Origin of the sequence: Halorubrum distributum JCM 13561 (genome assembly GCF_000337395.1) — an archaeon.
GTDB lineage: Archaea > Halobacteriota > Halobacteria > Halobacteriales > Haloferacaceae > Halorubrum > Halorubrum distributum.
The window spans coordinates 1-22947 of record NZ_AOJF01000030.1 but is presented as its reverse complement, the minus strand read 5'-3'; the positions used below and the strand labels follow the sequence as shown (position 1 = coordinate 22947).

Annotated in this window: 28 protein-coding genes; 12 read left to right on the top strand and 16 right to left on the bottom strand. The window is 70.5% G+C overall.

The window, feature by feature from the left end; translation table 11 throughout:
* The first annotated feature begins 33 nt into the window (after positions 1-33).
* Positions 34-291: a hypothetical protein gene (locus tag C470_RS04925; RefSeq protein WP_004598384.1), complete on the top strand. Its 258-nt coding sequence runs from the start codon at positions 34-36 to the stop codon at positions 289-291.
* 673 nt (positions 292-964) lie between these two features.
* Positions 965-2137, top strand: coding sequence for an ArsA family ATPase (locus C470_RS04920; RefSeq protein ID WP_008365685.1), 1173 nt, complete (start codon positions 965-967; stop codon positions 2135-2137).
* A 39-nt stretch (positions 2138-2176) separates the two neighbouring features.
* Here the strand turns inward: C470_RS04920 and C470_RS04915 are convergent, their stop codons facing one another.
* Positions 2177-2812, bottom strand: coding sequence for a hypothetical protein (locus C470_RS04915; protein WP_008365683.1), 636 nt, complete (start codon positions 2810-2812; stop codon positions 2177-2179).
* Entirely contained in the window at positions 2809-3498 is a 690-nt protein-coding gene (locus tag C470_RS04910; RefSeq protein WP_004598381.1) for a hypothetical protein, read from the bottom strand. The genes C470_RS04915 and C470_RS04910 overlap by 4 nt, the downstream gene beginning before the upstream one ends.
* A 145-nt stretch (positions 3499-3643) precedes the next feature.
* Here C470_RS04910 and C470_RS04905 point away from each other — a divergent pair, with 145 nt between their 5' ends.
* From C470_RS04905 to C470_RS04885, 5 genes are all read left to right on the top strand, one after another.
* Positions 3644-4456 carry a DUF2103 domain-containing protein gene (locus tag C470_RS04905; RefSeq protein WP_008365681.1) on the top strand — a complete coding sequence of 271 codons (813 nt, stop codon included), beginning with the start codon at positions 3644-3646 and terminating at the stop codon, positions 4454-4456.
* A gap of 148 nt (positions 4457-4604) precedes the next feature.
* Positions 4605-5303: a LysE family translocator gene (locus tag C470_RS04900; RefSeq protein ID WP_007346154.1), complete on the top strand. Its 699-nt coding sequence runs from the start codon at positions 4605-4607 to the stop codon at positions 5301-5303.
* A gap of 133 nt (positions 5304-5436) precedes the next feature.
* On the top strand, positions 5437-6489 hold the full coding sequence (locus C470_RS04895) for an NAD(P)-dependent glycerol-1-phosphate dehydrogenase (protein ID WP_004598378.1): 1053 nt from the start codon (positions 5437-5439) through the stop codon (positions 6487-6489).
* 147 nt (positions 6490-6636) lie between these two features.
* Positions 6637-7296: a DUF420 domain-containing protein gene (locus tag C470_RS04890; protein WP_008365678.1), complete on the top strand. Its 660-nt coding sequence runs from the start codon at positions 6637-6639 to the stop codon at positions 7294-7296.
* Positions 7297-7393: 97 nt separating this feature from the next.
* Positions 7394-8716 carry a M28 family peptidase gene (locus C470_RS04885; protein WP_008365676.1) on the top strand — a complete coding sequence of 441 codons (1323 nt, stop codon included), beginning with the start codon at positions 7394-7396 and terminating at the stop codon, positions 8714-8716.
* 171 nt (positions 8717-8887) lie between these two features.
* On the opposite strand, the gene C470_RS15630 is transcribed toward C470_RS04885, so the two are convergent.
* The 10 genes from C470_RS15630 to C470_RS04840 form a co-directional block, all read right to left on the bottom strand.
* Entirely contained in the window at positions 8888-9298 is a 411-nt protein-coding gene (locus C470_RS15630; protein ID WP_152418643.1) for a hypothetical protein, read from the bottom strand.
* 184 nt (positions 9299-9482) lie between these two features.
* A complete protein-coding gene (locus C470_RS04880) occupies positions 9483-9926 on the bottom strand; it encodes a DUF7313 family protein (protein ID WP_007346156.1) in 444 nt (147 codons plus the stop codon).
* A gap of 94 nt (positions 9927-10020) precedes the next feature.
* Positions 10021-10791, bottom strand: a complete 771-nt coding sequence (locus C470_RS04875) for an NAD(+)/NADH kinase (RefSeq protein ID WP_008365674.1) — start codon at positions 10789-10791, stop codon at positions 10021-10023.
* A 112-nt stretch (positions 10792-10903) separates the two neighbouring features.
* Complete coding sequence (locus tag C470_RS04870) at positions 10904-11188, bottom strand: DUF7314 family protein (protein WP_004598373.1); 285 nt, start codon at positions 11186-11188, stop codon at positions 10904-10906.
* 4 nt (positions 11189-11192) lie between these two features.
* A complete protein-coding gene (locus C470_RS04865) occupies positions 11193-11624 on the bottom strand; it encodes a DUF7315 family membrane protein (protein WP_004598372.1) in 432 nt (143 codons plus the stop codon).
* 78 nt (positions 11625-11702) lie between these two features.
* Positions 11703-12491: a menaquinol--cytochrome-c reductase (cytochrome bc complex) cytochrome b/c subunit gene (locus C470_RS04860; RefSeq protein ID WP_004598371.1), complete on the bottom strand. Its 789-nt coding sequence runs from the start codon at positions 12489-12491 to the stop codon at positions 11703-11705.
* A 4-nt stretch (positions 12492-12495) separates the two neighbouring features.
* A complete protein-coding gene (locus C470_RS04855; RefSeq protein ID WP_007346158.1) occupies positions 12496-13305 on the bottom strand; it encodes a cytochrome b in 810 nt (269 codons plus the stop codon).
* Positions 13306-13312: 7 nt separating this feature from the next.
* Complete coding sequence (locus C470_RS04850; RefSeq protein ID WP_007346159.1) at positions 13313-13702, bottom strand: DUF7318 family protein; 390 nt, start codon at positions 13700-13702, stop codon at positions 13313-13315.
* On the bottom strand, positions 13699-14346 hold the full coding sequence (locus C470_RS04845) for a halocyanin domain-containing protein (protein WP_004598368.1): 648 nt from the start codon (positions 14344-14346) through the stop codon (positions 13699-13701). Before C470_RS04845 ends, C470_RS04850 begins: the two co-directional genes overlap by 4 nt.
* Positions 14347-14441: 95 nt before the next feature.
* Positions 14442-15323: a DUF7319 domain-containing protein gene (locus C470_RS04840; RefSeq protein WP_007346161.1), complete on the bottom strand. Its 882-nt coding sequence runs from the start codon at positions 15321-15323 to the stop codon at positions 14442-14444.
* A gap of 139 nt (positions 15324-15462) precedes the next feature.
* Between C470_RS04840 and C470_RS04835 the strand changes: the two genes are divergently transcribed.
* A complete protein-coding gene (locus C470_RS04835) occupies positions 15463-15945 on the top strand; it encodes a DUF7321 family protein (RefSeq protein WP_008365669.1) in 483 nt (160 codons plus the stop codon).
* Between the two features lie 95 nt (positions 15946-16040).
* Entirely contained in the window at positions 16041-16661 is a 621-nt protein-coding gene (locus C470_RS04830) for an HAD family hydrolase (protein ID WP_007346163.1), read from the top strand.
* 34 nt (positions 16662-16695) lie between these two features.
* Here the strand turns inward: C470_RS04830 and C470_RS04825 are convergent, their stop codons facing one another.
* Positions 16696-17562, bottom strand: coding sequence for an MBL fold metallo-hydrolase (locus C470_RS04825; protein WP_008365666.1), 867 nt, complete (start codon positions 17560-17562; stop codon positions 16696-16698).
* A 3-nt stretch (positions 17563-17565) separates the two neighbouring features.
* A complete protein-coding gene (locus C470_RS04820; protein ID WP_008365665.1) occupies positions 17566-19419 on the bottom strand; it encodes a radical SAM protein in 1854 nt (617 codons plus the stop codon).
* 119 nt (positions 19420-19538) lie between these two features.
* Here C470_RS04820 and C470_RS04815 point away from each other — a divergent pair, with 119 nt between their 5' ends.
* The 3 genes from C470_RS04815 (at position 19539) to C470_RS04810 (ending at position 20614) form a co-directional block, all read left to right on the top strand.
* Positions 19539-19934: a hypothetical protein gene (locus C470_RS04815; RefSeq protein ID WP_004598362.1), complete on the top strand. Its 396-nt coding sequence runs from the start codon at positions 19539-19541 to the stop codon at positions 19932-19934.
* 103 nt (positions 19935-20037) lie between these two features.
* A complete protein-coding gene (locus tag C470_RS16025; protein WP_004598361.1) occupies positions 20038-20193 on the top strand; it encodes a DUF7559 family protein in 156 nt (51 codons plus the stop codon).
* A 4-nt stretch (positions 20194-20197) separates the two neighbouring features.
* A complete protein-coding gene (locus C470_RS04810) occupies positions 20198-20614 on the top strand; it encodes an Hsp20/alpha crystallin family protein (RefSeq protein ID WP_004598360.1) in 417 nt (138 codons plus the stop codon).
* A 15-nt stretch (positions 20615-20629) separates the two neighbouring features.
* Here C470_RS04810 and C470_RS04805 read toward each other — a convergent pair whose 3' ends face one another.
* Entirely contained in the window at positions 20630-21889 is a 1260-nt protein-coding gene (locus C470_RS04805) for an NAD(P)/FAD-dependent oxidoreductase (protein ID WP_008365662.1), read from the bottom strand.
* Between the two features lie 744 nt (positions 21890-22633).
* On the bottom strand, positions 22634-22947 hold a 314-nt coding region (locus tag C470_RS04800; RefSeq protein WP_239638561.1), incomplete at its 5' end, for a hypothetical protein.

The window sequence follows — 22947 nt, the reverse complement described above, 5'->3', positions numbered from 1 at the left end:
ATTTACACAAGACTACATGGTGGCAGATAGCAGATGAGCGACGAGCCGTCGCCGAACGGGGAGAAAGGGGGACCGAACGCGGCGCTCGTCGTCGGTATCGTGTTCTCGACGATCGTGGCGCTCACCGTGATCGCGTACACGGTAACGGTGAGCGCGGTCAACCTGTTGACCGTCGACCTGCTCGCGTATCCGATCGCCGGGGTCGCACCGTTCGTCGTGATCACCGGCGCCATCCTCACGATCCCGATCATGATCCCGACGGCGCTGATCTCGATGAAGCGGCTGAGCTGACGCCGATGGCGGCACCGGACACGTCGACGTCTCCGTCCCCCACTCCTTCGACGCGATGACCGACCTCGGGATGGCCGTCGAGCGCGACGGCGCGACCGGATAACCATTTATAAATAACCGGCTGTGCGGTGGCGCGTGCCTACGAGTGGCCGCCTCCGGCGGCCGCGAGGAGCACGCGCGAGGGACGCCGCGAACGCCCGAAGGGCGTGAGCGGCAGCGAGGCGCGACGCGCCTCTGGCAGCCGGTGGCTCCGCCGCCGGCGACGAGGCTGGGGAGGCGTGAGGTGGTGCGGTCGCTGTGCGGGGCGGGATTCAAAGGGGCAGTCGGGAGGGCGGCGCACACTCGCTGCGCTCCTCGGTCGCTCACTTCGTTCGCTCCCTGCGGTGCTTGCGTCGTCTGCGCCGCCCTCCCGACTGGGGCTTTGGAGGCATTCACCGTCGATCTGCCGGTTTCTTTTTATAAGTGAGCGGCTGGGGATTTGGTGGTGTTCTCCGTCGATCTGCCAGCTCCTTTTTATGACTGATCGGCTGGGCTCTGGCGGCAGTCACCGCCACTCCGCAATCAGCGATTTATAAACGGGTGGCGGAGAGTTCGAACGTCCTCGCAGGGGGTACAAAGCCGACACCTTATCCGGACCGACGGGTACACAAGCCCGCCGGAACGAGGGGTCGATATGGACGACATCGACGTCGAACCCGTCGACCGGGTCGACGAGCCCGAGGACGAAGGTTCCGTTGAGCCGGCCGACGGCGACGAATCCCTCACTGTCGACGACGACCTCGCCGATCTCCCGGCGGGCGTCGACGCGCCCGACTACGTGCTGTACGGCGGGAAGGGCGGCGTCGGGAAGACGACGATGGCGGCCGCGACGGGGCTCGCCTCGGCCGCGGGCGGCGTCCGCACGCTCGTCGTCTCCACCGACCCCGCGCACTCGCTGTCGGACACCTACGAGGCGGAGATCCCCGCCGAGCCGGCGCGCATCCGCGAGGACGTGCCCCTGTACGCCGCCGAGATCGACCCCGACGCCGCGGTCGACGAGGGGATGTTCGGGGCGGACGGCGACCCGCTCGGCGGGCTCGGCGAGATGGGCGACGCGATGGGCGGGATGGGCGGCGGCCCGGGCGGCGCCGGCGACGGGATGGCGGGCGAGGACGGAGAGGGGCTCGGCGGCCTCCTCGGCGGCACGATGCCCGGCGCCGACGAGGCGGCGGCGATGCGCCAGCTGCTGGAGTACCTCGACGACCCGCGGTTCGACCGCGTCGTCGTCGACACCGCCCCGACCGGCCACACCCTCCGGCTGCTCCAGCTGCCGGAGATCATGGACTCGATGCTCGGCCGCGTGATGAAGCTCCGCCAGCGCTTCTCCGGGATGATGGACGGGATCAAGGGCATGTTCGGCGGCGGCGACGACGAGCCCGACCCCTCGGCCGACCTCGAGGAGCTCCGCGAGCGCATCGAGCGCCTGCGGGCCGTGCTCCGGGACCCCGACAAGACCGACTTCCGGGTCGTGATGATCCCCGAGGAGATGAGCGTCGTCGAGTCCGAGCGGCTCGTCGCGCGCCTCGACGAGTTCGGCATTCCGGTGGACACGCTCGTCGTCAACCGCGTGATGGAGGGCGTCGGCGACGTGACCGGCGACGGAGCGGCCGGGATCGACCCCGACTGGGTGGTCGAACCGAATCCCGACACCTGCGAGTTCTGCGCGCGACGCTGGGAGGTCCAACAGAACGCGCTCCGGGAGGCGACCGACCTGTTCCGCGGCCGCGAGGTGAAGCGGGTCCCGCTGCTCGCGAACGAGGTGCGCGGCGAGGCCGCGCTGCGGGTCGTGGCGGCCTGTCTGAACTGAGCGGCCCGGGGGCTTGACTCCCCTCCACTCCTGTCCCCGCTACTCGGGCGCGCTCCCGAGCAGCCGGTCACGGACCAGCTCCGCCACGCCCGTGAGATGCGCCTGTCCGAAGAGACCGACGAGAACCGCGCCGATGGTGTTGTAGGTGAGATCGGAGACGGTGTCTTCGAGCCCGTGCTGCGCGAGCGGCATGTCGATGCCCGTCTCCGTCGCGACGATGTCGAGCCCGAACTCGAACAGCTCCCAGAGCACGCCGAAGGCGAGCACGACGACGACGATGAAGACGAACGCGAACCGCGGCGGGATGCGGATGCCGTCGCTGTGGAGGTCGACCGCGCGCAGCGTCGTGTACCCGACCGCGGCGACGAGCGAGGCCGACAGCGCGTGCGTCATGTGGTCCCACCACTCGACGCGGGCGTAGAACCCGGCGGACCCGACCGTGTGGAGGAACACCGCCATCGTGATCCACAGGGCGAGCCACGGGTCCAAGGGGAGGTCGTACCGGCGCTCCAGCGTCGCCGGGACCAGCGTGACGAGGAAGGCGATGATCCCGTTGCTTATCGCCTTCTGTTCGCCCGCGAGGAAGCCGTACGCGACGATGGCGACGAGCAGGACCTGCATCGCGCCCGTGAGCCGCCGCTGCGACGCGAGCGAGGGACGTGGGAGCAGCGTCATCGGCGCACCACCCGCCGGATGACGCGGCGGAGGCGGCGCCCGCGCCGCCGGAAGTACCCGTCGAAGAGGAGCCCCGCAGCGATCCCCGCCAGCGTGACGTAGATCCACTCGATCATCAGCGCGTCGTTCGTCGTCAGGAACTCGGTGCCGACGCGCTGGTCGAGGTTCCAGCGCAACACCGTCCACACCGCCGCCGTCGCCAGCGTCGCCATGACGACGAAGGCGACCGCGAACCAGTGGGTGAACCGCAGGGCGGTGAACATCTGGAGGTCGACGGCGATCACGAGCGCCAGTGCGGCGATGGCGATGTACGTCGCGAACGTGCCCAGCTCGCCGCCGAACACCGCCCGCACGAGGACCGGTAACAGCGCCAGTCCGACCAGCTCCGCCGGCAGCATCGCCCGCCAGTCCCGCGCCGCGACGGTCGGCGCGAGCACGACCGCGCCGAGGCCGACGACGATGACCGCCGAGAGCAGGTCGTAGTCGAGCGCGCTCTCGACCAGCACCCCCGCCAGGACCGCGATCATCGCCCACGCGGCGACGGCGTTGAGCCGGCCGTCGCGGACCAGCTCCGTCAGCCGGTCCTCGACCGCCTCCAACCTGTCGGCCAGGTCCTCGTCGTGTTCCGCGTCACCGACGTCCGCCTCGGAGCCGGCGTCGGCGTCGCGGCGTCGGTCTCCGTCCATGTCCGGTACGGAGGCCGGGGAGGGTTATAAGCTGTCGCTCCCGGCCGATCCCGGACGCGGCCGGCCCGCGCGCCGGACCCGACGGACGGCTCCGAACCCGGCTTCGAACGGACGCCCTTTTATCTTCCACGACCGTTCGGTTCGTATGAACTGTCGGCGGTGTGGGACCCCGCTGGAGAAGCCGGGGGACTACTGTCTGACCTGCAACACCGCCAACGCCGACGCCGTCGTCGCGGAGTTCGAGACCGACCGCGCGCACCTGACGCTGCTCGACGAGGACGACGTCGTCGGCGAGACGACGGTCACCACGCGCCCGGAGGAGGGCGAGCGACTGAGCGAGGTCCAGCTGCGGAACTTCGCGGGCCGGGTCGCCGACGAGATCCGACGGAAGCGTCCCGATACCGTCTACGCCGCCGGCGAGCGCGAGCCGCTCCGCGAGACGCGCGCGCAGCTCCACCACGAGTTCTACCGCGTCCCCGACGGCGGCGCGAGCGGGAGCGGTGGGGCCGGCGAGCGCGGCGCGGCGACCGGGGGCGGCCCCGCGGACGCCGACCGCGAGGCGGACGTGACCCCGGTCGTCGCGTGGGTGCTCGACCGGCGCGGCGACCGGTCGCTAGCGGTCGTCGAGACCCCGGCGCGCGAGAAGATCGGCGGGTCGCACTCGACGCTCATCGGCGACCGCAAGGGGCGGAAGGCCGTCCAGACCGTCGCGGAACACCCGCACGTCAAGAAGATCGTCCCCGGACCCATCGACGCCGGCGGGACGGGCTCGCGGACGGGCCTCCGGGCGAAGGCGACGCGCGCGGGCGCGAACGGCAACGTTCGGCTCCTCTTGCGCGACGGCTCCAGCGTTCAGGAGAACCGGATCGTCACCACGGCGATGGACCGCGAGACCGGCGAGCGCGTCCGCGAGGACCTCAACGAGGCGCTCCGCGACGCCGAACTTCAGGACGCGTAGCCGCGAGCCACGGTCCCGGTCGGGTCTCGGCCCCAGTGTTCGGATCTGTCCCTCGATGCGTCGATCTCGGGCGTGCGGCCCGGAATCGACCGCTACCGACCGCCTCTCTGTCGCGAGGTTTTTCACGAAACCGGGCGTTGCGAGCGGTGTGAGTACCCTCGCTACGCTCGGTGCGGGCGTCGTCTTCGGCCTGGCGCTCGCGGCGCCGCCCGGCCCGATGAACGCGGTGATCGCCGAGGAGTCCGTCCTCCGCGGGCGCCTCGCCGGCTTCCGGGCGGGGCTCGGCGCGGCGACCGCCGACGCGATCTTCTTCGTCCTCGCGTACGTCGGCGTCGTCGCGGTCGTCGAGTCGTTCCCGCTGTTACAGGGCGCGATGGTCGCGGTCGGCGGCGTCTTGATGCTGTACTTCGCCGTCGGCGCGGCGCGGGGCGCGCGCGCGTCGTTCCGCCCGACCTCGGGCGAGGAGCCGATCGCCGCGGAGGGGAAGGGGTTCCGCAAGGCGCTGGTGCTCGCCTTGACGAACCCCTACCAGGTGCTGTTCTGGCTGACGATCGGCGTCGGCCTCCTCCAGCCGGGCGAACTCGACGTGCTCGCCCGGCTCCCCGTCGTCGGCGCGGACCTCGCCGGGACGCTCGTGGTCGCCACCGGCTCGCCGGCGCTCATCGGCGGGTTCTTCCTCGGCGTGCTGACGTGGATCGTGAGCTTCCCGACCGGGCTCGTCGCCGCCGAGCGCCGGATCGAGACGTTCGCGCCGCTCGTCGCCGTCGGCTCCGCCGTCGTGCTCGCCGGCTTCGGCGTCTACTTCCTCTACGACGCCGCGACGACGCTGGCGGCGCTCGGCGCGTAGCGGGCGCGACCGACGTCGATCGCCGCGCCCGCTGGCGCGACCGATTTACCGCCTGCGCCGTCGGCACGACGCGCGCGAGCGTGCCGCGACCGGCATGGACAACGGCTTTGACCCGTCGGCGCGACCGACCCGTATGTTCGAGAAGACGACGTGGATCAAGCTCCCGCGGAACGTCCTCGTGGGACACGACGTCATCGACGACCTCGGCGAGGCGGTCGGCGAGCTCTACCTGACGGGGCGGCCGCTGATCGTGACGAGCCCGACGCCCAACGAGATCGCCGGCGACCGCGTCCGGGCGCAGTTCGACGACCCCGCGACCGCGGTGGTCGAGGAGGCGTCCTTCGACGCCGTCGAGGAGCTGAAGGCGACGGCAGAGGCCGTCGACCCCGGCTACCTGATCGCCCTCGGCGGCGGGAAGCCGATCGACATCGCGAAGATGGCCGCCGACCACCTCGACGTCGGCTTCGTCTCCGTCCCGACGGTCGCCTCCCACGACGGCATCGTCTCCGGGCGCTCCTCGATCCCCGAGGGCGACACCCGTCACTCGGTCGCGGCCGACCCGCCGCTCGCCGTCGTCGCGGACACGACGCTGCTCGCGGAGGCGCCGTGGCGGCTCACCACCGCGGGCTGTGCGGACATCATCTCCAACTACACCGCGGTGAAGGACTGGCGGCTCGCCCGCCGCCTCCGCAACGTCGAGTACAGCGAGTACGCGGGCGCGCTCTCGGAGATGACCGCGGAGCTGCTCGTCGAGAACGCCGACATGATCCGCCCGGGCCTCGAGGAGTCCGCGTGGGTGGTCGTGAAGGCGCTCGTCTCCTCCGGCGTCGCGATGTCGATCGCCGGCTCCTCCCGGCCCGCCTCCGGCGCGGAACACCTCATCTCCCACCAGCTCGACCGGATCGCGCCCGGCAAGGCGCTCCACGGCCACCAGGTCGGCGTCGCCTCGATCATGACCGAGTACCTCCACAGCGGCGAGAACGGGCGGTGGAGCGCCATCCGCGACGCCCTCGACGAGCTCGACGCCCCGACGACGGCGAGCGAGCTTGGGATCGACGACGCGGAGCTGCTCGCCGCCCTGACGAGCGCCCACGAGATCCGCGACCGCTACACCATCCTCCAGGGCGGGATCAACGAGGAGGCCGCGATAGAGGTCGCGACCGCGACGGGCGTCATCGACGAGTGACCCCGCGCTCGGCGCGCGCCGCGGCGAGCGCCCCCGACGCGAACCGCACCACGATCGGCCCCGACGAGTCGGCCTCGGTCGGCGCACGCTTCCGGCGACGGCGTCCGCCCTCGAAAGGTCAATAACGCTCCCGGGAGTACAACTGATATGTCCACCGCCAGCGTTCGCGAGCGGGCCAAGGAGCGGGCCACCGCGATAACCGTCCTCCTCACCGTCGTCGGCTACGGCGCCGTCGGCGGCGTGTTCTTGGTGCCCGAGTTTCAGGCGCTGTTCCCGACGCTCACCCAGGAGACCGTGAACCTCCTCGCGCACGCCATCGCCGTCGTCAACACGGTCACCGTGATCACCCTCTCGCTCGGGTGGTACTGGATCCGCAACGACGAGGTGAAGAAACACGCGGCCGCGATGACGACCTCGTTCGGCCTCATCCTCCTGTTCCTCGGGATGTACCTCCCGAAGGTCGCCGGCGGCGGCACCAAGGAGTTCGTGCTGGACTCGGCGTACGCCTGGGTCCCGCTGTGGGACTGGGTGTACCCCGCGTACCTGATCATGCTCGCGATCCACATCATCCTCTCCGTCGTCTCCGTCCCCGTCGTCCTCTACGCGATCGTCCTCGGGCTCACGCACAGCGAGCGGGAGCTCCGGACCGAGACGCCCCACCGGCGCGTCGGCCGGATCGCCGCGAGCGCGTGGATCCTCTCGCTCGCCCTCGGGGTCGCCACCTACCTCCTCTTGAACCACCTGTACGACTCGACGTTCGCCGCCGCCGAGGCCGCGACGGTCCTCCTCCCGGCCGTGCCGGTCTGACCGCCACCGCCCTCGGTCGCCCGTCGCCTCGTTCCCCGTTTCCGGCCGCCCCCGCCGCCACCGAAACGCTTGAGCGGCGGCCGCGACACCCACACCCATGACAGAGTGGATCGGTGAGACGTTCACGAGCGACGCGGGCTGGAACCACCTCCTCGACCTCGTCGACGTCGGCGACCGGATGGCCGGCTCGGCGGGCGAGCGCGAGGCCTTGGAGCTGACCCGCGACGCGTTCGCCGACGCGGGCGCGCGAAACGCGGCGATAGAGGAGTTCGAGATCCAGGGCTGGGAGCGCGGCGACAGCGCGGTCCGGGACCCGACGACCGACGAGCCGGTCGCGGTCGGCCCGAACGAGTGTATCGCGCTGCCGCGCAGTCCCAGCGGCGAGGCGACCGGCGAGTTCGTCGACCTCGGCTACGGGGTCCCCGGGGACTTCGAGGCCGACTTGGAGGGGAAAGTCGTGATGGCCTTGTCGGACACACCTGACTCGGTCGACCGGTTCATCCACCGCCGCGAGAAGTACTACCGCGCGGTCGACGCCGGCGCGGCCGCCTTCGTCTTCGCCAACCACGTCGAGGGGACGCTCCCGCCGACCGGGAGCGTCGGGACCGCCGACGACCCGATCGGAGCGATCCCGGCGGTCGGCGTCTCGAAGGAGACCGGCGCCCGCCTCTCGCGACGGAATGAGGGGGACGACCTGACCGTCGCGGTCGACTGCGAGACGCCGACCGCGACGAGCGGGAACGCCGTCGCCGAGCTGGGGCCCGACACCGACGAGCACCTGATCGTCTCCTCGCACGTCGACGCCCACGACCTCGCGGAGGGCGCGATGGACAACGGCGCCGGCACGGCGACGATCGTCGAGGTCGCGCGGGCCCTCGCGGCGCGCGAAGAGGAGCTCGACGTGCGGGTGCGGTTCGCCGCCTTCGGCGCCGAGGAGGTCGGCCTCGTCGGCTCGTCGGTGGCGGCCGAGGCCGCCGACAGAGAGGCGGTCCGCGCCGTGGTCAACGTCGACAGCAACGTGTTCGGCCGGACGCTCCGGCTCGACCACCACGACTTCGACGCGCTGGCGGCGGCCGCCGAGCGCGTGAGCGACCGCTTCGATCACCCGGTCTCGACCGGCGAGGAGCTGGTGCCCCACAGCGACCACTGGCCGTTCGTGAAGCGGGGGATCCCCGGGTACATGGTCTCCGGCGAGACCGAGGGGCGCGGGCGCGGCTGGGGCCACACCCACGCGGACACGCTCGACAAGCTGGAGTCGCGGAACCTCCGGGAGCAGGCGATCCTCCTCACCGAACTCGTCGTCGACCTCGCCGAGGCGGACGCGTCGATCCCGCGCCGGGACACCGACGAGATCGCCGCGGCGCTCGAAGCAGAGGGGAAGGCGACGGGGATGAAGCTCACCGGCGACTGGACGTTTTGACGAAGGAAGCGTCGGGACAGGGCGATCGAGCAGGACGCCGGAAACCAGCCGTCTTCTCGGCCCTAACTAACAGCAACTTGGTTTGTCTAGAAGTGTTAATTACGAACTGACGGAAATGTAGACGATGCGCTCGGACACCGGGAACAACTACCGAGAGAGACTATGCGGCCGTTAGGCCGGTACAGCAAGAACAGTCGCCGAATAGGCGGTGACCGAATCGTTCGGGTCTTCAGCAGTTACGACAAGCGTGGTCTCACCGCCAGGATCAACGGTTTTTGTTTCGGTTTGTGTCACGACCGCGTTCTCGTCATTGGTGACCTCCCCGATGACCTCGGCATCCGTGTCAGCAGTTCTCTCTGAGTTGTTGCTGACGGTGATCGCCAGTTCGTATCCAGTATCAGTGGCAGAAAGATCGGTTGACGCGGAAACGCTCACCATCGGCCCCTCGACAACCATCTCACCGTCAAGACTGGGACCGAACCCGCCGTCAAGACACCCGGCGGTCGCGAGGGTCGTTCCGCTGGTTACCAGCGTGGCGGTTGATCTCAGCGCGCCGCGACGCGTACTGGTGTTTTCTTCCACCACCCCAAATATCTGGACGAACGCATATAAATCACTGTGGGGAGGAGGTAGAATGGAGAGGGGTAGGTGGAGCGTGACGAAAGGATCGGGTGAGGGGGAAATAGAGGAAGCGTCGGAGCGGTGGAGAAGGGGAACGGGAACGTCACGCGCCGAGCGCTAATTCGCTCAATTCGGAGCGCGCCCGTCAGGCGACGACGAACTGGTTCCAGATCCCTTCGACGACGAAGAACAGCGCGAAGTACGACGACCACACCAGCACGACGAGCGAGGCGGCGATCGAGCTCTTCGGCGCCTCGATCTCCATGTCGTTGCGGGCCTCGACGTTGCGCGCCTCCAGCTCGAAGAAGTCGGCGATGAACATCGCCAGCACGAGCACCGCAAGGATCGTCCCTCTCACGGGCGAGTCGAGGATGAAGAGGAACGAGAGGAGGACGAGCCCGACGTTGGTGAACACGTGCGGCGTGTACGCCTCCACGCTGTCGGCCTCCTGTCCCTGATCGACGTGTCGCCTGTGCGCGAGGTGCCGGGTCGCGAGGTTCGCGACGGTCATCACGAAGATCGCGTACGGCAGCGCCGGCCCGGCGGCCGCCAGCCAGCCGAGGGGAACGAGGAACTGCAGTGGGTCCATATCCACCATTTCCGTTCACGACGTATTAGAGTGTTTCCGATCGGCGCTCCCGCGACGGGGTCGCGGACGCCGCGGGGCGCGGGGGAGTGGCCCCTCACTCCGCCGTCGCCGAGAGGAGGTCGACCGTCGTCGCGACCTCGACGCCGACCGCGCGGTGCGGCTCGACGGTCCCGCGGCGATCGCCGTCAACGACCAGCGCGACCGGTTCCTCCTCGCGCTCGACCGTGACGCGGACACCCCCGCTCGCGACCCACGTGTCGGGGCGAGTCGTGAACGGCGAGACGGGGACGACCGAGAGGCCGCCGCCGGGCGACACCACGGGCCCCCCGGCCGCCGCCGCGTAGCCGTCGCTGCCGAGCGGCGTCGCGATCACGGCGCCGTCCGCGCGCACCGAGACCGACTCCCCGTCGGAAAAGGCGATCCCGTACTCGGAGATCCGGGCCGGCTCCGCCGTCACGAAGGCGACGTCCGCGGCCGCGAACCGGCGCGGGGCGTCGCCGGCGCCGTCGACCGCCAAGACCGGGTGCGCGACACGAGAGAATCCGTCGACCGCGCTCGCCGACCCGCCGAGTCCGTCGACGACCCCCGCGACGCGCTCGGTCCCGCGGTCCGGGTCGACCGCGTGACGACCGTCCCCGACCGGGAGGATCGGAGCCGACCGCGCGTCTCCGGTCGCGGCCGCGCGCATCGCCTCCCGGAGCGCGGCGTCCCCGACGGCGACGACCGCGTCCGCCTCGGTGCGGTCGACGAGACGGGCGCCCGCGCCGTCGACCGCCGATCGGATCCCCCCCNCCAGCCCGCTCAGAGATGTGTATAAGAGACAGCCGTCGCCGAGAACCGCGAGGCGGCGCGTCGGCTCACTCATGCGCGAGGCTGGGGCGAGCGGCGGTGAAAAGCTCTCGGTTCGTCGGCGAGAGGCGTCGGCGTCGCTCTCAGGGGACCGAACTGACGGAGAAAGCGAGACGAGAGAGTTCGGTTCAGTTCGCGGCCGCGTCGTCGTCGCCGCCGTCCAGGGCGTCGCGGAGCTGCCGGCTGGCGGGGATGAGCACCCAGAACGTCAGCGCGCCGAGGACCATCAGCCAGAACAACACGTCGCCCGCGAGCAGGCCGACCTCGCCGTACGCCGTGTTCACGCCCTCCGCTGGGTTCACGAGCTGTGACACCTGGTAGTACGACGGCGTCCGGTACCAGCCGCCGAAGGTGATCCACCCGAGACCGCCGATCGTGAACAGGGCGAAGCCCTTCATGAACTCGTCTGCCATTACCTCACGTTTCGCTGGAGTCGTCTTGAGACTTTCCCATCCCTTGTCCGCGGAACCGGGTCCCGAGCACGTACACGGCGGTCCCGAGGACGATGAAGCCGACGCCGGTGATTGCCATTATCGCCACGAGCACGTCCTCCGGCGGCAGGATTCCGGCGCTGTCGAGCAGGTAGACGATGGTCGTCCGGACGAAGCTTATCTGAAGCGTCGCGGCGTCGATGAGCGTGAACCCGACGAGGTAGGTGACGACCGCGGCGAGCGTCGAGAAGACGGTGACGGCCTTGTACAGCCGGAATGGGACGACGACCTCTCGGCCGCTCGGCCCCTCCCGCGGGCCCGTCGGCTCGTTGCGCGGGTCCTCGTCGTCGTCGGCCGCGATCGGGTCGCCGGTCTCATCGAACGACTGCGAGGCGTCGCCGTCTGTTGAGGATGACATGGGTGATACGGGGCGTCGGAACGGAGTGGATGTGGACCGTGACCGCGCTCCGGTCGCGGTCGCAACGGAGGTTCGCCGTTACTTCGGCGGCCGCAGCATGTAGTACCGCCGGTTGAGGTCGTACATGTACCCCTCGCGCATCGTCTTCAACACCGCGTAGGTGATGACGCCGCCCGCGACGGGGAGCATGAACACGAGCGAGAACAGCAGCTCGAGCGGAACCGGGAAGAAGTTCTGGATCGCCAGCACCGCCAGCGTGATCGCCAGGATGACGCCGGTCACGCCGAGCGCGGCCCACCCCGGCTCCTCGACGGGGCGCCGTGCGTTGCCCTTGTTGAGGAAGGGGACGAGCGTGATGACGCCGAAGATGGCGCCGTGGGCGATGAGCCCGTACAGCTCGTTGGACACGACGATGTTACCGCCCAACACCGCGAGTTCGGGGTTGATCGGGCTGAGCTTCAGCAGGCCGAACGACCAGTAGAGGTACCAGTCGGGCAGGATGATCGCCGGCGTGGAGCCGGGGTTCGCCGGGTCGCCGAAGTGGGACGGCAGGATCGAGGCCACGAGCAGGATGACCCCGAGGAAGAACGAGGTGATCGCGAGGTTGCGGATCGTCTCGTGGGGCCACGTCGGGAAGCCGAGCACGTCGCGCTCGACGTACGTCGACTCCGTCCGCAGGTCCTCGTCCTCGCGGCGGGAGCGCTCGAAGTACTGGTAGGTGAGCTGCGCGAGCCCCTGGCTGCGCTCCTTCCGCTCGGACCAGGTCGGCGTCTCGTCGTCCGGCGGGACCGTCGCCGGCGGGCCGCCGTCGGTCCGCGCCTCGTCGTCGGTGCCTCCGTCCGTCATGGCTGTGGTGTCGTCGGTCATTGGATTAGTGCGGCTCCGCGATGCCCTGCACCCAGACGATGCCGACGTGGATCGCGATGAGCGCGGTGACCACGAACGGCAACACGAACACGTGCAGGATGTACATTCTCACGAGCGTCGCCTGTCCGAGGGTGAAGCCGCCGAACAGCAGCTGGGCCGCCCACTCGCCCACGATGGGGGTCGCGAGGGCCAGCTCGACGCCGATCTGCGCCGCCCAGAAGGACAGCTGCTTCCACGGCAGGACGTACCCGGAGAAGCCGAACAGAAGCGTCAGGGCGATGAGCACGACGCCGAGGATCCAGTTGACCTCGCGCGGCTCCTTGTACGCGCCGGTGAAGTAGACCCGCAGCATGTGGAGGAACACCGCAGCCACCATGAACTGCGCCGCCCAGCGGTGGATCGACCGGAGCATGAAGCCGAACTGGACGTCCTGCATGATCATCACCATCGAGTCGTACGCGGCGGTGGGGTCGCCCTGCGCCGCCGCGCCAGCGGTCGACGGCGCGTAGTAGAACCCGAGCAGCGCGCCCGAGACCGCCGCGAGCAGGTACGCGATGATGGAGAGGGACCCGAGCGAGTATAACGGGTACCAGTACCAGAACTTGTTGTCGAGGTCGTACTGCTCGGTGTGGCTCTTCGGCATCTGGAGGTTCGCGCGGTAGTACATCGTCTCCAGCAGCTCGAGGTAGTCGACGATGCGGAGCCGCTTGTCCAGCCAGATGAGCGTGGTCAGGAACGCCGTCTCGATGGCCGTGAGGTCCTGACTCTTGAGCCACGCGTTGTGGTCCATGTCGTCTTGTTTTTTCAGGCTCATTGTCGAATCACTTCTTGTAGTACGGGTACACCGCGCGCTTCAGCGTGTCCGCGAGGTTGCCGGTGTCGATGCCCTTGCCGTCTTTGTCCTCTTCGCGGACGTACAGATCCTCCCACTTGCGGCGGCGCTTTTTCACGATCATCACGTCCGGAAGGAACTCTTTCCGGTACAGGAGCAGGATGAACGCGAGATCAATAAAGATGAAGGCCAACAGCGCGCCGACGTACATGTTCCCCGCCTCCGTCGACGCCCACGCGGACATCAGTCCGTAGGTGAACAGGGCGACGAACACGACCTCGATGACGGTGAGGAGGACGATCGCGATCGCGGCGGCGGTGCTCTCGCGGGCCGGCTCGTACCGGTGGATGTCACCGTACGAGGAGCCGCCGGAGCTCATCTGGCACCTCCGTGGCCCGTGTGGGCCGACTCGCCGTATTTGAGCATGTAGAACGTGAACACGAACGTCATCCCGATGCCGAGCATCGCGGAGATCCCGACCCAGTGAGCGTGGAGGGGGACGCCGACCTTGGCGATGTCCTCCGGCCACCCGGTGCTCGCGCCGCCGACCTCGACGGTGGCGACGTCCTCGCCGACGGCGATGCCGCCGTGCATGCCGACCGCGGTGTGGGGGACGCAGTGGTAGTGGGTGATGCCGGCGTCCTCGCTCGACGTCTCGTACTCGTAGGTGTACCCCTCCTCACCGACGGGGTTCCCGCTGTCGAGGCTGGCCGGGCCGCCGTCGTCGACCGTCTGGACGTTGTGGTCGCCGCCGTTCCCGGTCCACTCCCAGACGATGGTCGTCCCCTCGTCGACCCACACGAGGGTCGGATCGAACGCGAGGCCGTCGCTGCCGGCGCCGACCGAGATGGTTACCTCGTCTTGGCCGCGGGCGTCGGTGTACGACCCGACGTTGCCGTCGGCCGCCCCGCTCGGCCAGTCGGGCTGTACCTCCTGTGCAGCCACCGTTCCGGTTGCCCCGGCGGAGGCCGCGACGGCGGCGGTCGCGCCGCCGGCCGTCCGCACGAAGTCCCGCCTTTTCATACACTCTCACTCGGGACGGGGTTCGCTTAAACCCACCGACTGAAACCGCGGACGTGGAGGAGGTCTCGGGGGCTGAAACCGTCGAAATCGTCGGATTAATTCTCTCGGTCGCGCTCCGTTGCGTCGGCGTCCTCGTCGGTCACGACGCCGTCTTCGACGGGGACGAACCCGGGCCGCTCCTTCGCCTCGCGGAGCGCGCGCAGTCGGTCCCGGTACTCCTCCGAGCGGAACCGGTCCGAGAGCCGCGCGTTCGCCACCATCGCGAAGAGGAAGAGACCGATCAAGAGGAAGACGGCGCCCATCGCCGGCGCGACGATCGTCCCGAGGTCGGCCACGGCGCTCGCGACGAGGAGCGCCGCGCCGGCGAGCACCTGGACCGCGGCGACGGCCTGCACCACGAGGTTGCCGAACTCGCCGGAGCCCTCCGGGACGCTGTCCGGGTGCGGGAGCGACCAGTCCTCGGGCGGTTCGGGCACCTCGTACGACTCCATCGCCGCGAGCGCGACGACCGGCTCGATGTCCCGAAGCACCGTCCCCTCGCCGCGTACCTCGCCCGTGGGACGGATGATCGCGTATCCCTCGTCGGAGTAGACGAGGATGCGCTCCTCGCCGTCCTCGCGGACGCGCTCCAAGACGCCGAACACGTCGCGGGTCGCGATCCGGGACTTCAGCTCGGCGTCGACGCGGTCGAGGAGCCGGTCGCCGGTGATCCACGTGTCCGGGTCGAACGCGGCGTCCCACTCCTCTGCGCTCATCTGCGCCATGTCGGAGGGCCCGAAGTCGTCGAAGTCGTACTCCGACTCGACGCGCTCGCGGAGGGCCTCGATGTCGGTCTCGTCCGCTCGCGTCCCGTCGGCGTCGGGCGCCCCGGGCTCGCCGTCGTCGGGTGACGTGCGGTCGTCCGAACCGTCGGCCGCCGGATCGGGCGACTCCTCCGGCGGCGACTCCGACTCCGACCGCGTCGAGGTGTCCTCCATCACCTCGGCGCTACGTGCTCCTGACGCTAACTGTTTTCGTCCGCGCCCGGCCGCCGGGGGCCCGGGACCGCACGTCCGGAGACGGCGTCGCCGGACGCGGATCGCGGGGCTTTACGCGCCGGAGCACGTAGCCGCTCGCATGGTCGACGAGTCGGTCATCGCGGCGCTCGCCGGGGTGTCCGTGACGACGAGCCTCCCCTTCCTCCTGTACGGCGCCTGGATCATGATCGACGCGGAGACGGTGTCGTGGAACGTGCTGATGCGGCACCTGCGGTACATCGTCGCGGGACTGGTGCTCACGACCGTCCCCATCGTCGGGTGGATGATCCCGCGCGTCCTCGATCAGCTGACCGGGATGGCCATCGTCCACGCCTTCTTCGGCGTCCAGGCGTACGCCCTCCTGGCGTTCGCGCTCACCGGGATCGTGCGGATCTTCCAGGCGAAGCGGAACGCGGACGCCTACGAGGACCGCGACGTCGACATCGACGAGATCCACGAGGACATGGGGCACTGGCGGAAGCGGCTCCGCGCCGGCGTCGCCGGCTTCATGCTCCTGTGGCTGTGCGCGTGGGTGACCGGGCTCTACCGGCTGTACACGCTCCACTTCGCGTCGATGATCTGACCGCGGCGCCCCGGCGAACGGTCCGTTTGCCCCGCGTCGAAACCCGTCTCCCCGACCGACAGGTTCAATCTTGGTTTGCTCGTAACAGGGGTATCGTGGCAGTCACCTTCGACCTCTTCGGGACCCTCGTCGACGTCGAGTACCCGTCCGACCCGGCGGAAGCGGTCGCGCGCGAACTGGAGTCCCGCGGCGTGACGGTCCCCGACGACTGGCACGTCGCGTACGGGGAGCAGCACGTCGAGGCGCCGGCCGGCGCGGAGGTCCCCCTCCCCGCGCACGTCGCCCGCGCGCTCGACTCCCGCGGCGTCGACGCGGAGCAGAACGTCGCCAGACACGCCGTGATCGCGGCGTTCGACCCGGACGTGACCCGGCGCGACGGCGCGATCGACGCGGTCCGGGGCGCCGGTGAGCGCGGGCCGGTCGGGCTGCTCTCGAACTGCGCCGTCCCGGAACTCGTCCCGCGGACGCTGATCCGCGCCGGGCTCCGCGGCGAGTTCGACGCGGTCACGACGAGCGTCGGTTGCGGCTGGCGCAAACCCCACCCCTCCGCGTTCGAGGCCGCGGCGGAGGCGCTGGACACATCGACGACCGCGCTCGTCCACGTCGGCGACGACGCGGAGACCGACGGGGGGATCGTCGCCGCCGGCGGCCGCTTCGTCGACGTGACGGAGACGCCGCTGTCCGGGGTCGTCGGCGAACTCGAAGCGGAGCCGTAGGCGGTTCGACGGAGGCAGGGCGGCTGCGGGCGAGCTACTCGAACTCGCGGTCCGCCAGCCGTGCCCGCCACGCCTCGCCCACCCGACCCTCCGAGACCAGCTTCTCGACGTGCGCCGCGACCGTCGCCAGCGCGAGGTCCCGCACGCCGGAGAGGTCCTTCTCGTAGGCGCCGTCGACGACCGCGTCGAGGTCCGCGGCGCCGCCATCGATCGCGGCGATCACGTCGCGTTCCCGGGCCAGTCTGTGGTCGATCAGTCGGTCGCACGTCGCCTCGGGATCGTCGATCGCCGGTCCGTGGCCCGGGAGGAGTCGGTCGTAGCCGGCGTCGCGCACCCGTTCGAGGCTTTCGAGGTACGCGGACAGGTCCCCCTCGGGCGCGGCGACCGCGACGCTCCCCTCGGCGACGGCGAGGTCGCCGCAGCACAGCACGGAGCGGGCTTCACTCTGGTCTCCGGCCGCGAACGCGACGTGGTCGGGCGCGTGCCCCGGCGCGTCGACGACGCGGACTCCGGTGTCGGCCACCGTCTCGCCCGGCGCGACCGTCTCGTCGGGGTCGACGCCGGCCGCCGCGGCGAACCGGTCGGCGTGCCCCTCGCGGGCGACGACGGTCGCGTCGGTCAGGGCGGCGTACTCCCCGACCGCGCCCACGTGGTCCGGGTGGGCGTGGGTGACCGCGATCGCCTCGACCGACGGGGCGGCCGCGTCGGCCGACCCCCGCTCCGCGAACGCGGCGTCGAGCGCGTCGGTCCGCGCCGCCGGGTCGACGAGGAGCCCGTCGAGCAGGTACGCGTTCGTGGTCTCGCCGGGGGCGCGCGTGTCGACGGGGACCTCGACGCGGGTGACCGCGGGGTCGTCGCCTGACTTCGGACCGTCGCCCGACTTCGGACCGCCGCCCGACATCGCTCAGTCTCCGCGCCCGAGCGACGAACGCGCGGCCGGGCCCGGGCCGGAGCCGGGGCGCTCGCGGCCGGGGATCGGCACGTCGGTGTCGCCGGCGACCGCGTACGCCGCGAGGTCGGCCACGCCGTCGTCGACCGCCTCGACCGACTCGTAGGGCCGCCCGACCACGATGTCGCCGGCTCGGCTCCGGTTGATCCCCGGGATCGCGGTCAGCTCGTCCATCGAGGCCGCGTTGACGTCGAGCGGGTACGGGACGCCCGTCACGGAGCGGTACCCGTGGTCGGTGATCGCCACGTCGATGGTCGTACCGAGTTCGCGCTCGCCCGGGACCGCCACGAGGAGCGCGTAGGTGCCCAGCTGGCGCCCGAACGTCTTGCCGTCCTGGTGGTACTCGAGGTGGAGGTCGGGCAGGACGGTCCCCGGCGGGACGACCCGGTCGAGCATCGGGTTGTCGACGGTCTCGCGCACCTCGCGCTTGTACGCCTGGAACTGGTCTTTGTGCTCCTGTGCGACGTCCGCGCCCGTCTCCGCCATCTCCGTGCCCGCGAACGCCATCACCTGCCGGATGTTGATCCGGCGGAGCATCAGCCCCTCGTCGTACACCGTCCGGAGGAACTCCTTGTTGTGCTCGTACGTCTCCGGGCGCTCGCCCGCGAGCCCGTGGACGAGGTTGATCCCGGGGAGCAGCTTCGGCAGCCGCGGCGAGGCGTCCGGCCCGGTCGAGGGGCCGGTGACGCGCGTCGCGTCGCCGGGCGTCGTCTCCGGAGTATCGCCCGGGCGCCAGCCGCCCTCCTCGTTGACGACGCGGACGGCCTCCAGGCACTCCTCGGCGGTGACGAGCAGGTTGTTCTGCTCTTGAACCACGGGGTCGGCCGATTCGAGGCCGAAGGCGGCCGTGTCGCCGGGCGTGTTGTGCTCGGCGATGACGCGGATCGCCTCGCGGGAGGCCTCGGGGTAGTCCGTGATCGTCACGGGGTTCATGTTGTCGAGGTGGAGCGTCCGGAGGTCGGGCGCGACCTCGCGGATCCCGCCGTACAGCTCCCGCAGGGCGTCGGGGTTCGGCGCCTCGCCGTCGCCGCCGAACGCGAGGATGTCGGCCTGCCGCCCGAGCCGGAAGTGTCTGACTCCCCGGTTCGAGAGCGCGTCGACCTCGCTGACGACGGAGCCGGGAGTCCGGAACGCCGGGTCGCCGTACAGCGGCTCCGTACAGAACGAACAGCGGTACGCGCACCCGCGGGAGGTCTCCATCTCGCAGATGAGGTAGTCGGGGTGGTTCGGGTGCTGCTCGACGACGAACGCCCCCCGCCGGGCCCAGCGGTCGACCTCCTCGTTCGTCCGCATCCGGTTGCCGTACCCCTCGAGCCCCTCGCGGACGAGGTCGTGGGCCGCGGCCTCGACGTCGCCCATCGCGACGAAGTCGTAGTCGAGGTCGTCGCGCTGCGTCTCCTGCGCGCCCGCGTTCTCCTCGCCGACCCCGAAGCGCACGGGCCCGCCGAGCAGCGTCACGCCGTCCGCGGTCCAGCCGAGCTCGCGCACCTCGTCCGGCTCGGCGGGGGTACCGCCGACGTACTTCCCGGGCACCGTCATCCCGCCGACGTACACCATGAGGTCCGCGTCCGCCACGTCGGCGTGCTTCGAGCGGTCGTCGCGGAGCTCGTCGATGGTGTGATACGTGATCTGTGACTCCGGGACGCCCGCGTCGACGAGCGCGCCGGCCGTGTACCGGGGGTACGTCGAGAGGTACGGCGGGACGCCGAAGTGTGCCGGCTCGTCGACGTACCCGTCGACGATGGTGACGGCGAGGTCGTTCGGGTCGGCCGGGAGCGACCCCCGGGCCGACGCGGGCGAATCGGTCATGTTACCGTCCGTAGTCGGCCGAGAGGGGAAAAGCGTGCGGAAGGTCCGCCGGGGGCGGAGCGGACCGACCGAACCCCCCGGCCCAATCGCTTATCCCGGAGCGCTCGAAACCGCGACTCGTGTCCTCCAATACGCCCGCTCGCCGGCAGCGGCTCGGACAGTACCTCGCTGTCGCCCTCGTCTGCGCCTTCGGCGCGGCGCAGTTCTACGGCGCCGACCCGCGCCCGTGGGGGGCCGCGACCGGGTGGACGGTCGTCACCGCTTTACTCGTCGGCCCGCTCGCGTGGCTGGCGCGGGACCGGCTCCCGCCGGACCGGTACGAGACGCTCGCCTACGTCGCCGCGGGGGCCGCGATGCTCGCCGCGATCGTCTGGCTCGGCGTCTCGCTCGCGTTCGCGCCGCGCCTGTTCCCGTACGGCCCGGGGTTCGCCGCCGGCGTGGCGTCCGGGACGCTCCTCGTGCTGCTCGCGGAGCGAACCGTCGTTCCGGAGCGCATGCGCGACGCGGGGCTCTGACCGGGCTGCCGCGCGGCGTTCCGATCGCCGCGCGGCCCGTTTCGCGTCCGCGGGTCACCGCCGCCACGCCGTTTAAGCCCTCGCCGACACAATACGTCGATATATGCCATCGACGATGGAGGTCAAGTGCGCCAGCGACGACTGCGAGCTCGACATGTTCGAGAACCACTACACGTACGACGTGCCCGACGACCACGCGGTCGAGGACCTCTCGTGTCCGTACTGTGGGGGGAGCGATCTCGTCGAAATCGAGGTGTGAGCCCGTGAGCCGACTCGTCGAGACCGGTCGGTCCGCGCTCCGAAGCGCCCTCGAACGCGTCGGCCGCGGCTGGGGCCGCGTCCAGGAGCGCCGCCCGCTCTCGCACGACCTCCTCGAGAGCGACGACGCCTACCTCGTCGTCTTCGACGCCCCCGGCGTCCGCGGCGAGGACGTCGACGTCACCTTCCTCGACCGCACCGTCGAGGTGAACCTCGAACGCTTCCGCGACTTCTACGACGGCTACGACCTCGTGTTCCCGGGCCGCGGCGTCTCGCTGTCCGGGAGCGTCGACCTCCCGAACGACGCCGACGTGACCCCCGAGGGCGCGAACGCGACGCTCACGCGCAACGGCACGCTCCACGTCGAGATCCCCAAGCGCGGCGGGTCGAGCGACGTCGACGTCGTCGAAGAAAGCGACTGACGCGGCGGCTACCTTTTAAACCTCATCCGTTCGGGTCGACAGCGACATCCCCTCCGCGATCTCGAACTCCTCGTCGCCGTCGAACCGCTCCGGGTCGAACGCGCCGATCCACGGCGACTCGGGGTCGTCGAACGGGATCCCAGAGCGCGATGCGAGCACGCCCTCGGCGACCGCCTCGCCGATCGCCGGCGCGCGCATGAAGCCGTGTCCCTGCCAGCCGGCGGCGACGAAGAGCGTCGGGTCGGCCTCCCCGCTCGCGTCCGCCGGCCCGACGAGCGGGTCACCGTCTGGCGTCGCGGTACAGAGCCCGGCCCACGCCCGCGAGACGTCGGAGTCGGGATCGACTCGCGCCGCGGAGTCGCGGCGGACAAGGCGCTCGTCGAGGACCGCGGCGACGTCCTCGCGGAACCAGTCGTCCGCCCCGCGCCGGTAGCCCTCGGGGTCGGCGGGGACCGGCTCCGTGCCGTCGCCCGCGAGCAGGCCGTCCGGATGCGGGCGGAGGTACGCGTCCGCGGTGGCGTCGTAGACCATCGGGCCGTCGTAGGCCGCTCGGGCGACGAGCGCTTGGACGCGGTAGGGGACGACCGGGACCGCGACGCCGGCGTCCGCGAGCAGCGACCGCGTGTGCGCCCCGGCCGCGACGACGACCGCGTCGAACGCGCGCGTTTCGGTCGCCGGATCCCCGTTCGCTCCGGCGTCGCGGATCCGGACCTCGCGTTCCGAGCCCCTCCGCGGGCCGAGCGCGACCGCGGTGTCCGTCTCCATCGCGACGCCCGCCCGAGCAGCCCGCTCGCCGAGCGCGCGGACGTAGCTCGGCGGGTCGGTCCACCCCGCGCCCTCCGCGACCGCGGCGACGGCGAGGTCGTCGGCGTGGAGGGCGGGGAAGCGCTCGCCGAGCGCGTCGGGGTCGACGAGCGATACCTCCCGGCCGTGGTCCCGCATGCGCTCGACCATCGCCGGAACGGCGTCGGCGTCGGGGTCGCCCTCGCGGACCGCGATCACGTACGGACAGGACGTAAAGGAGAAGCCGGGCAGCGTCCGGTCGAACGCGCGGAACCGCTCCAGCGCGCGGGCGCCGACCGCGGCGTCGACGTCCTCGGCGTAGGCGTCGTAGAGGACGCCCGCCGCGCGCCCGGAGCTCTCGGCGGCCAGCTCCCCGCGTTCGTAGAGCGTTACGTCGGCGCCCCGGGCCGCGAGGTCGCCGGCCGCCGTGACGCCGACCGCGCCGCCGCCGACGACCGCAACCGTCGGCGCTGACTCGTCTTCCTCGGTCATGCCCCGAGACACGCGAGCGACGACGAAAAGCCACCGGGACGGCGACGGCAACACTGCGGCGGCGCGTGCCTCCGAGCGCCCGACAGGGCGCGAGGAGCGCGCGCGAGGGAGTCGGTGGTCCGGAGCGAAGCGGAGGACCACCGACGAGGTTGGGGAGGTGTGAGGTGCGGTTGCTGTGCGTTCCCGCGAGCGAAGCGAGCGGGAGCACGGAAGTCGCAGCCCGCACAGCGACCGAAGGGAGCGAGCAGGAACGTCTTCCGGNCGCGAGCGAAGCGAGCGGGAGCACGGAAGTCGCAGCCCGCACAGCGACCGAAGGGAGCGAGCAGGAACGTCTTCCGGTGGGGCGGGACGCAAAGGGGCAGCCGCGAGCAGCCCGTACGCTCGCTGTGCTCCTCGCTCAGTCACTTCGTTCCTTCGCTGCGGTGCTTGCGTCACCTACGGGCTGCTCGCGGCTGGGGCTTTGGCGGTGGTCACGGTCGATCCGTCCGCGACGATTTATAAACAAGCGGCCGGGGCTTTGGCGGTGTTCCCCGCCGCTCCGCGATCAACTATTCATATGCGAGCGGCTGGGGCTTTGGCGGTTCTACCTACCGATCCGCGGTCAATTATTTATAACTAAAGGGCCGGAAATCAGAAGCTGTTCTCCGGCGATACGCGGTTACTCATTTATAAACGAGCGACCGAACCTTCCACGCTATCGTCGACGCCGCCGATCACCGGACGACCGCCTCACCTGCGAGTTATTTATAAACCCAACCCCGCTGCGGCCTGCGAGGCAGCCGAGAGGTCGAGATCGAGGGTGACGACGTAGGTGTGGATCGCCCAGAAGCCCGCCAGCTCGATCGCGGTGGTGATCACGGTGACGAGGTCGGCGTACTTGCTGCTCGTCGTCACGCCGCTCGGCAGCCCGTACTCCTTGTCCGAGAGCGGGTGGAACAGCGCGATACCGCGCCGGCTCCCGACCACGTCGAGGAGGTAGTGGGTCAACACGCCGATCCACACGTACTGGAGGTTGCCGAAGCTGTCTCTTATACACATCTCTGATGGCGCGAGGGAGG

Coding starts and splice junctions, on each gene's coding strand:
- C470_RS04925 (WP_004598384.1), top strand. CDS start 34: ATGAGCGACGAGCCGTCGCCGAACGGGGAGAAAGGGGGACCGAACGCG.
- C470_RS04920 (WP_008365685.1), top strand. CDS start 965: ATGGACGACATCGACGTCGAACCCGTCGACCGGGTCGACGAGCCCGAG.
- C470_RS04915 (WP_008365683.1), bottom strand. CDS start 2,812: ATGACGCTGCTCCCACGTCCCTCGCTCGCGTCGCAGCGGCGGCTCACG.
- C470_RS04910 (WP_004598381.1), bottom strand. CDS start 3,498: ATGGACGGAGACCGACGCCGCGACGCCGACGCCGGCTCCGAGGCGGAC.
- C470_RS04905 (WP_008365681.1), top strand. CDS start 3,644: ATGAACTGTCGGCGGTGTGGGACCCCGCTGGAGAAGCCGGGGGACTAC.
- C470_RS04895 (WP_004598378.1), top strand. CDS start 5,437: ATGTTCGAGAAGACGACGTGGATCAAGCTCCCGCGGAACGTCCTCGTG.
- C470_RS04890 (WP_008365678.1), top strand. CDS start 6,637: ATGTCCACCGCCAGCGTTCGCGAGCGGGCCAAGGAGCGGGCCACCGCG.
- C470_RS04885 (WP_008365676.1), top strand. CDS start 7,394: ATGACAGAGTGGATCGGTGAGACGTTCACGAGCGACGCGGGCTGGAAC.
- C470_RS04880 (WP_007346156.1), bottom strand. CDS start 9,926: ATGGACCCACTGCAGTTCCTCGTTCCCCTCGGCTGGCTGGCGGCCGCC.
- C470_RS04870 (WP_004598373.1), bottom strand. CDS start 11,188: ATGGCAGACGAGTTCATGAAGGGCTTCGCCCTGTTCACGATCGGCGGT.
- C470_RS04865 (WP_004598372.1), bottom strand. CDS start 11,624: ATGTCATCCTCAACAGACGGCGACGCCTCGCAGTCGTTCGATGAGACC.
- C470_RS04860 (WP_004598371.1), bottom strand. CDS start 12,491: ATGACCGACGACACCACAGCCATGACGGACGGAGGCACCGACGACGAG.
- C470_RS04855 (WP_007346158.1), bottom strand. CDS start 13,305: ATGAGCCTGAAAAAACAAGACGACATGGACCACAACGCGTGGCTCAAG.
- C470_RS04850 (WP_007346159.1), bottom strand. CDS start 13,702: ATGAGCTCCGGCGGCTCCTCGTACGGTGACATCCACCGGTACGAGCCG.
- C470_RS04845 (WP_004598368.1), bottom strand. CDS start 14,346: ATGAAAAGGCGGGACTTCGTGCGGACGGCCGGCGGCGCGACCGCCGCC.
- C470_RS04840 (WP_007346161.1), bottom strand. CDS start 15,323: ATGGAGGACACCTCGACGCGGTCGGAGTCGGAGTCGCCGCCGGAGGAG.
- C470_RS04835 (WP_008365669.1), top strand. CDS start 15,463: ATGGTCGACGAGTCGGTCATCGCGGCGCTCGCCGGGGTGTCCGTGACG.
- C470_RS04825 (WP_008365666.1), bottom strand. CDS start 17,562: ATGTCGGGCGGCGGTCCGAAGTCGGGCGACGGTCCGAAGTCAGGCGAC.
- C470_RS04820 (WP_008365665.1), bottom strand. CDS start 19,419: ATGACCGATTCGCCCGCGTCGGCCCGGGGGTCGCTCCCGGCCGACCCG.
- C470_RS16025 (WP_004598361.1), top strand. CDS start 20,038: ATGCCATCGACGATGGAGGTCAAGTGCGCCAGCGACGACTGCGAGCTC.
- C470_RS04805 (WP_008365662.1), bottom strand. CDS start 21,889: ATGACCGAGGAAGACGAGTCAGCGCCGACGGTTGCGGTCGTCGGCGGC.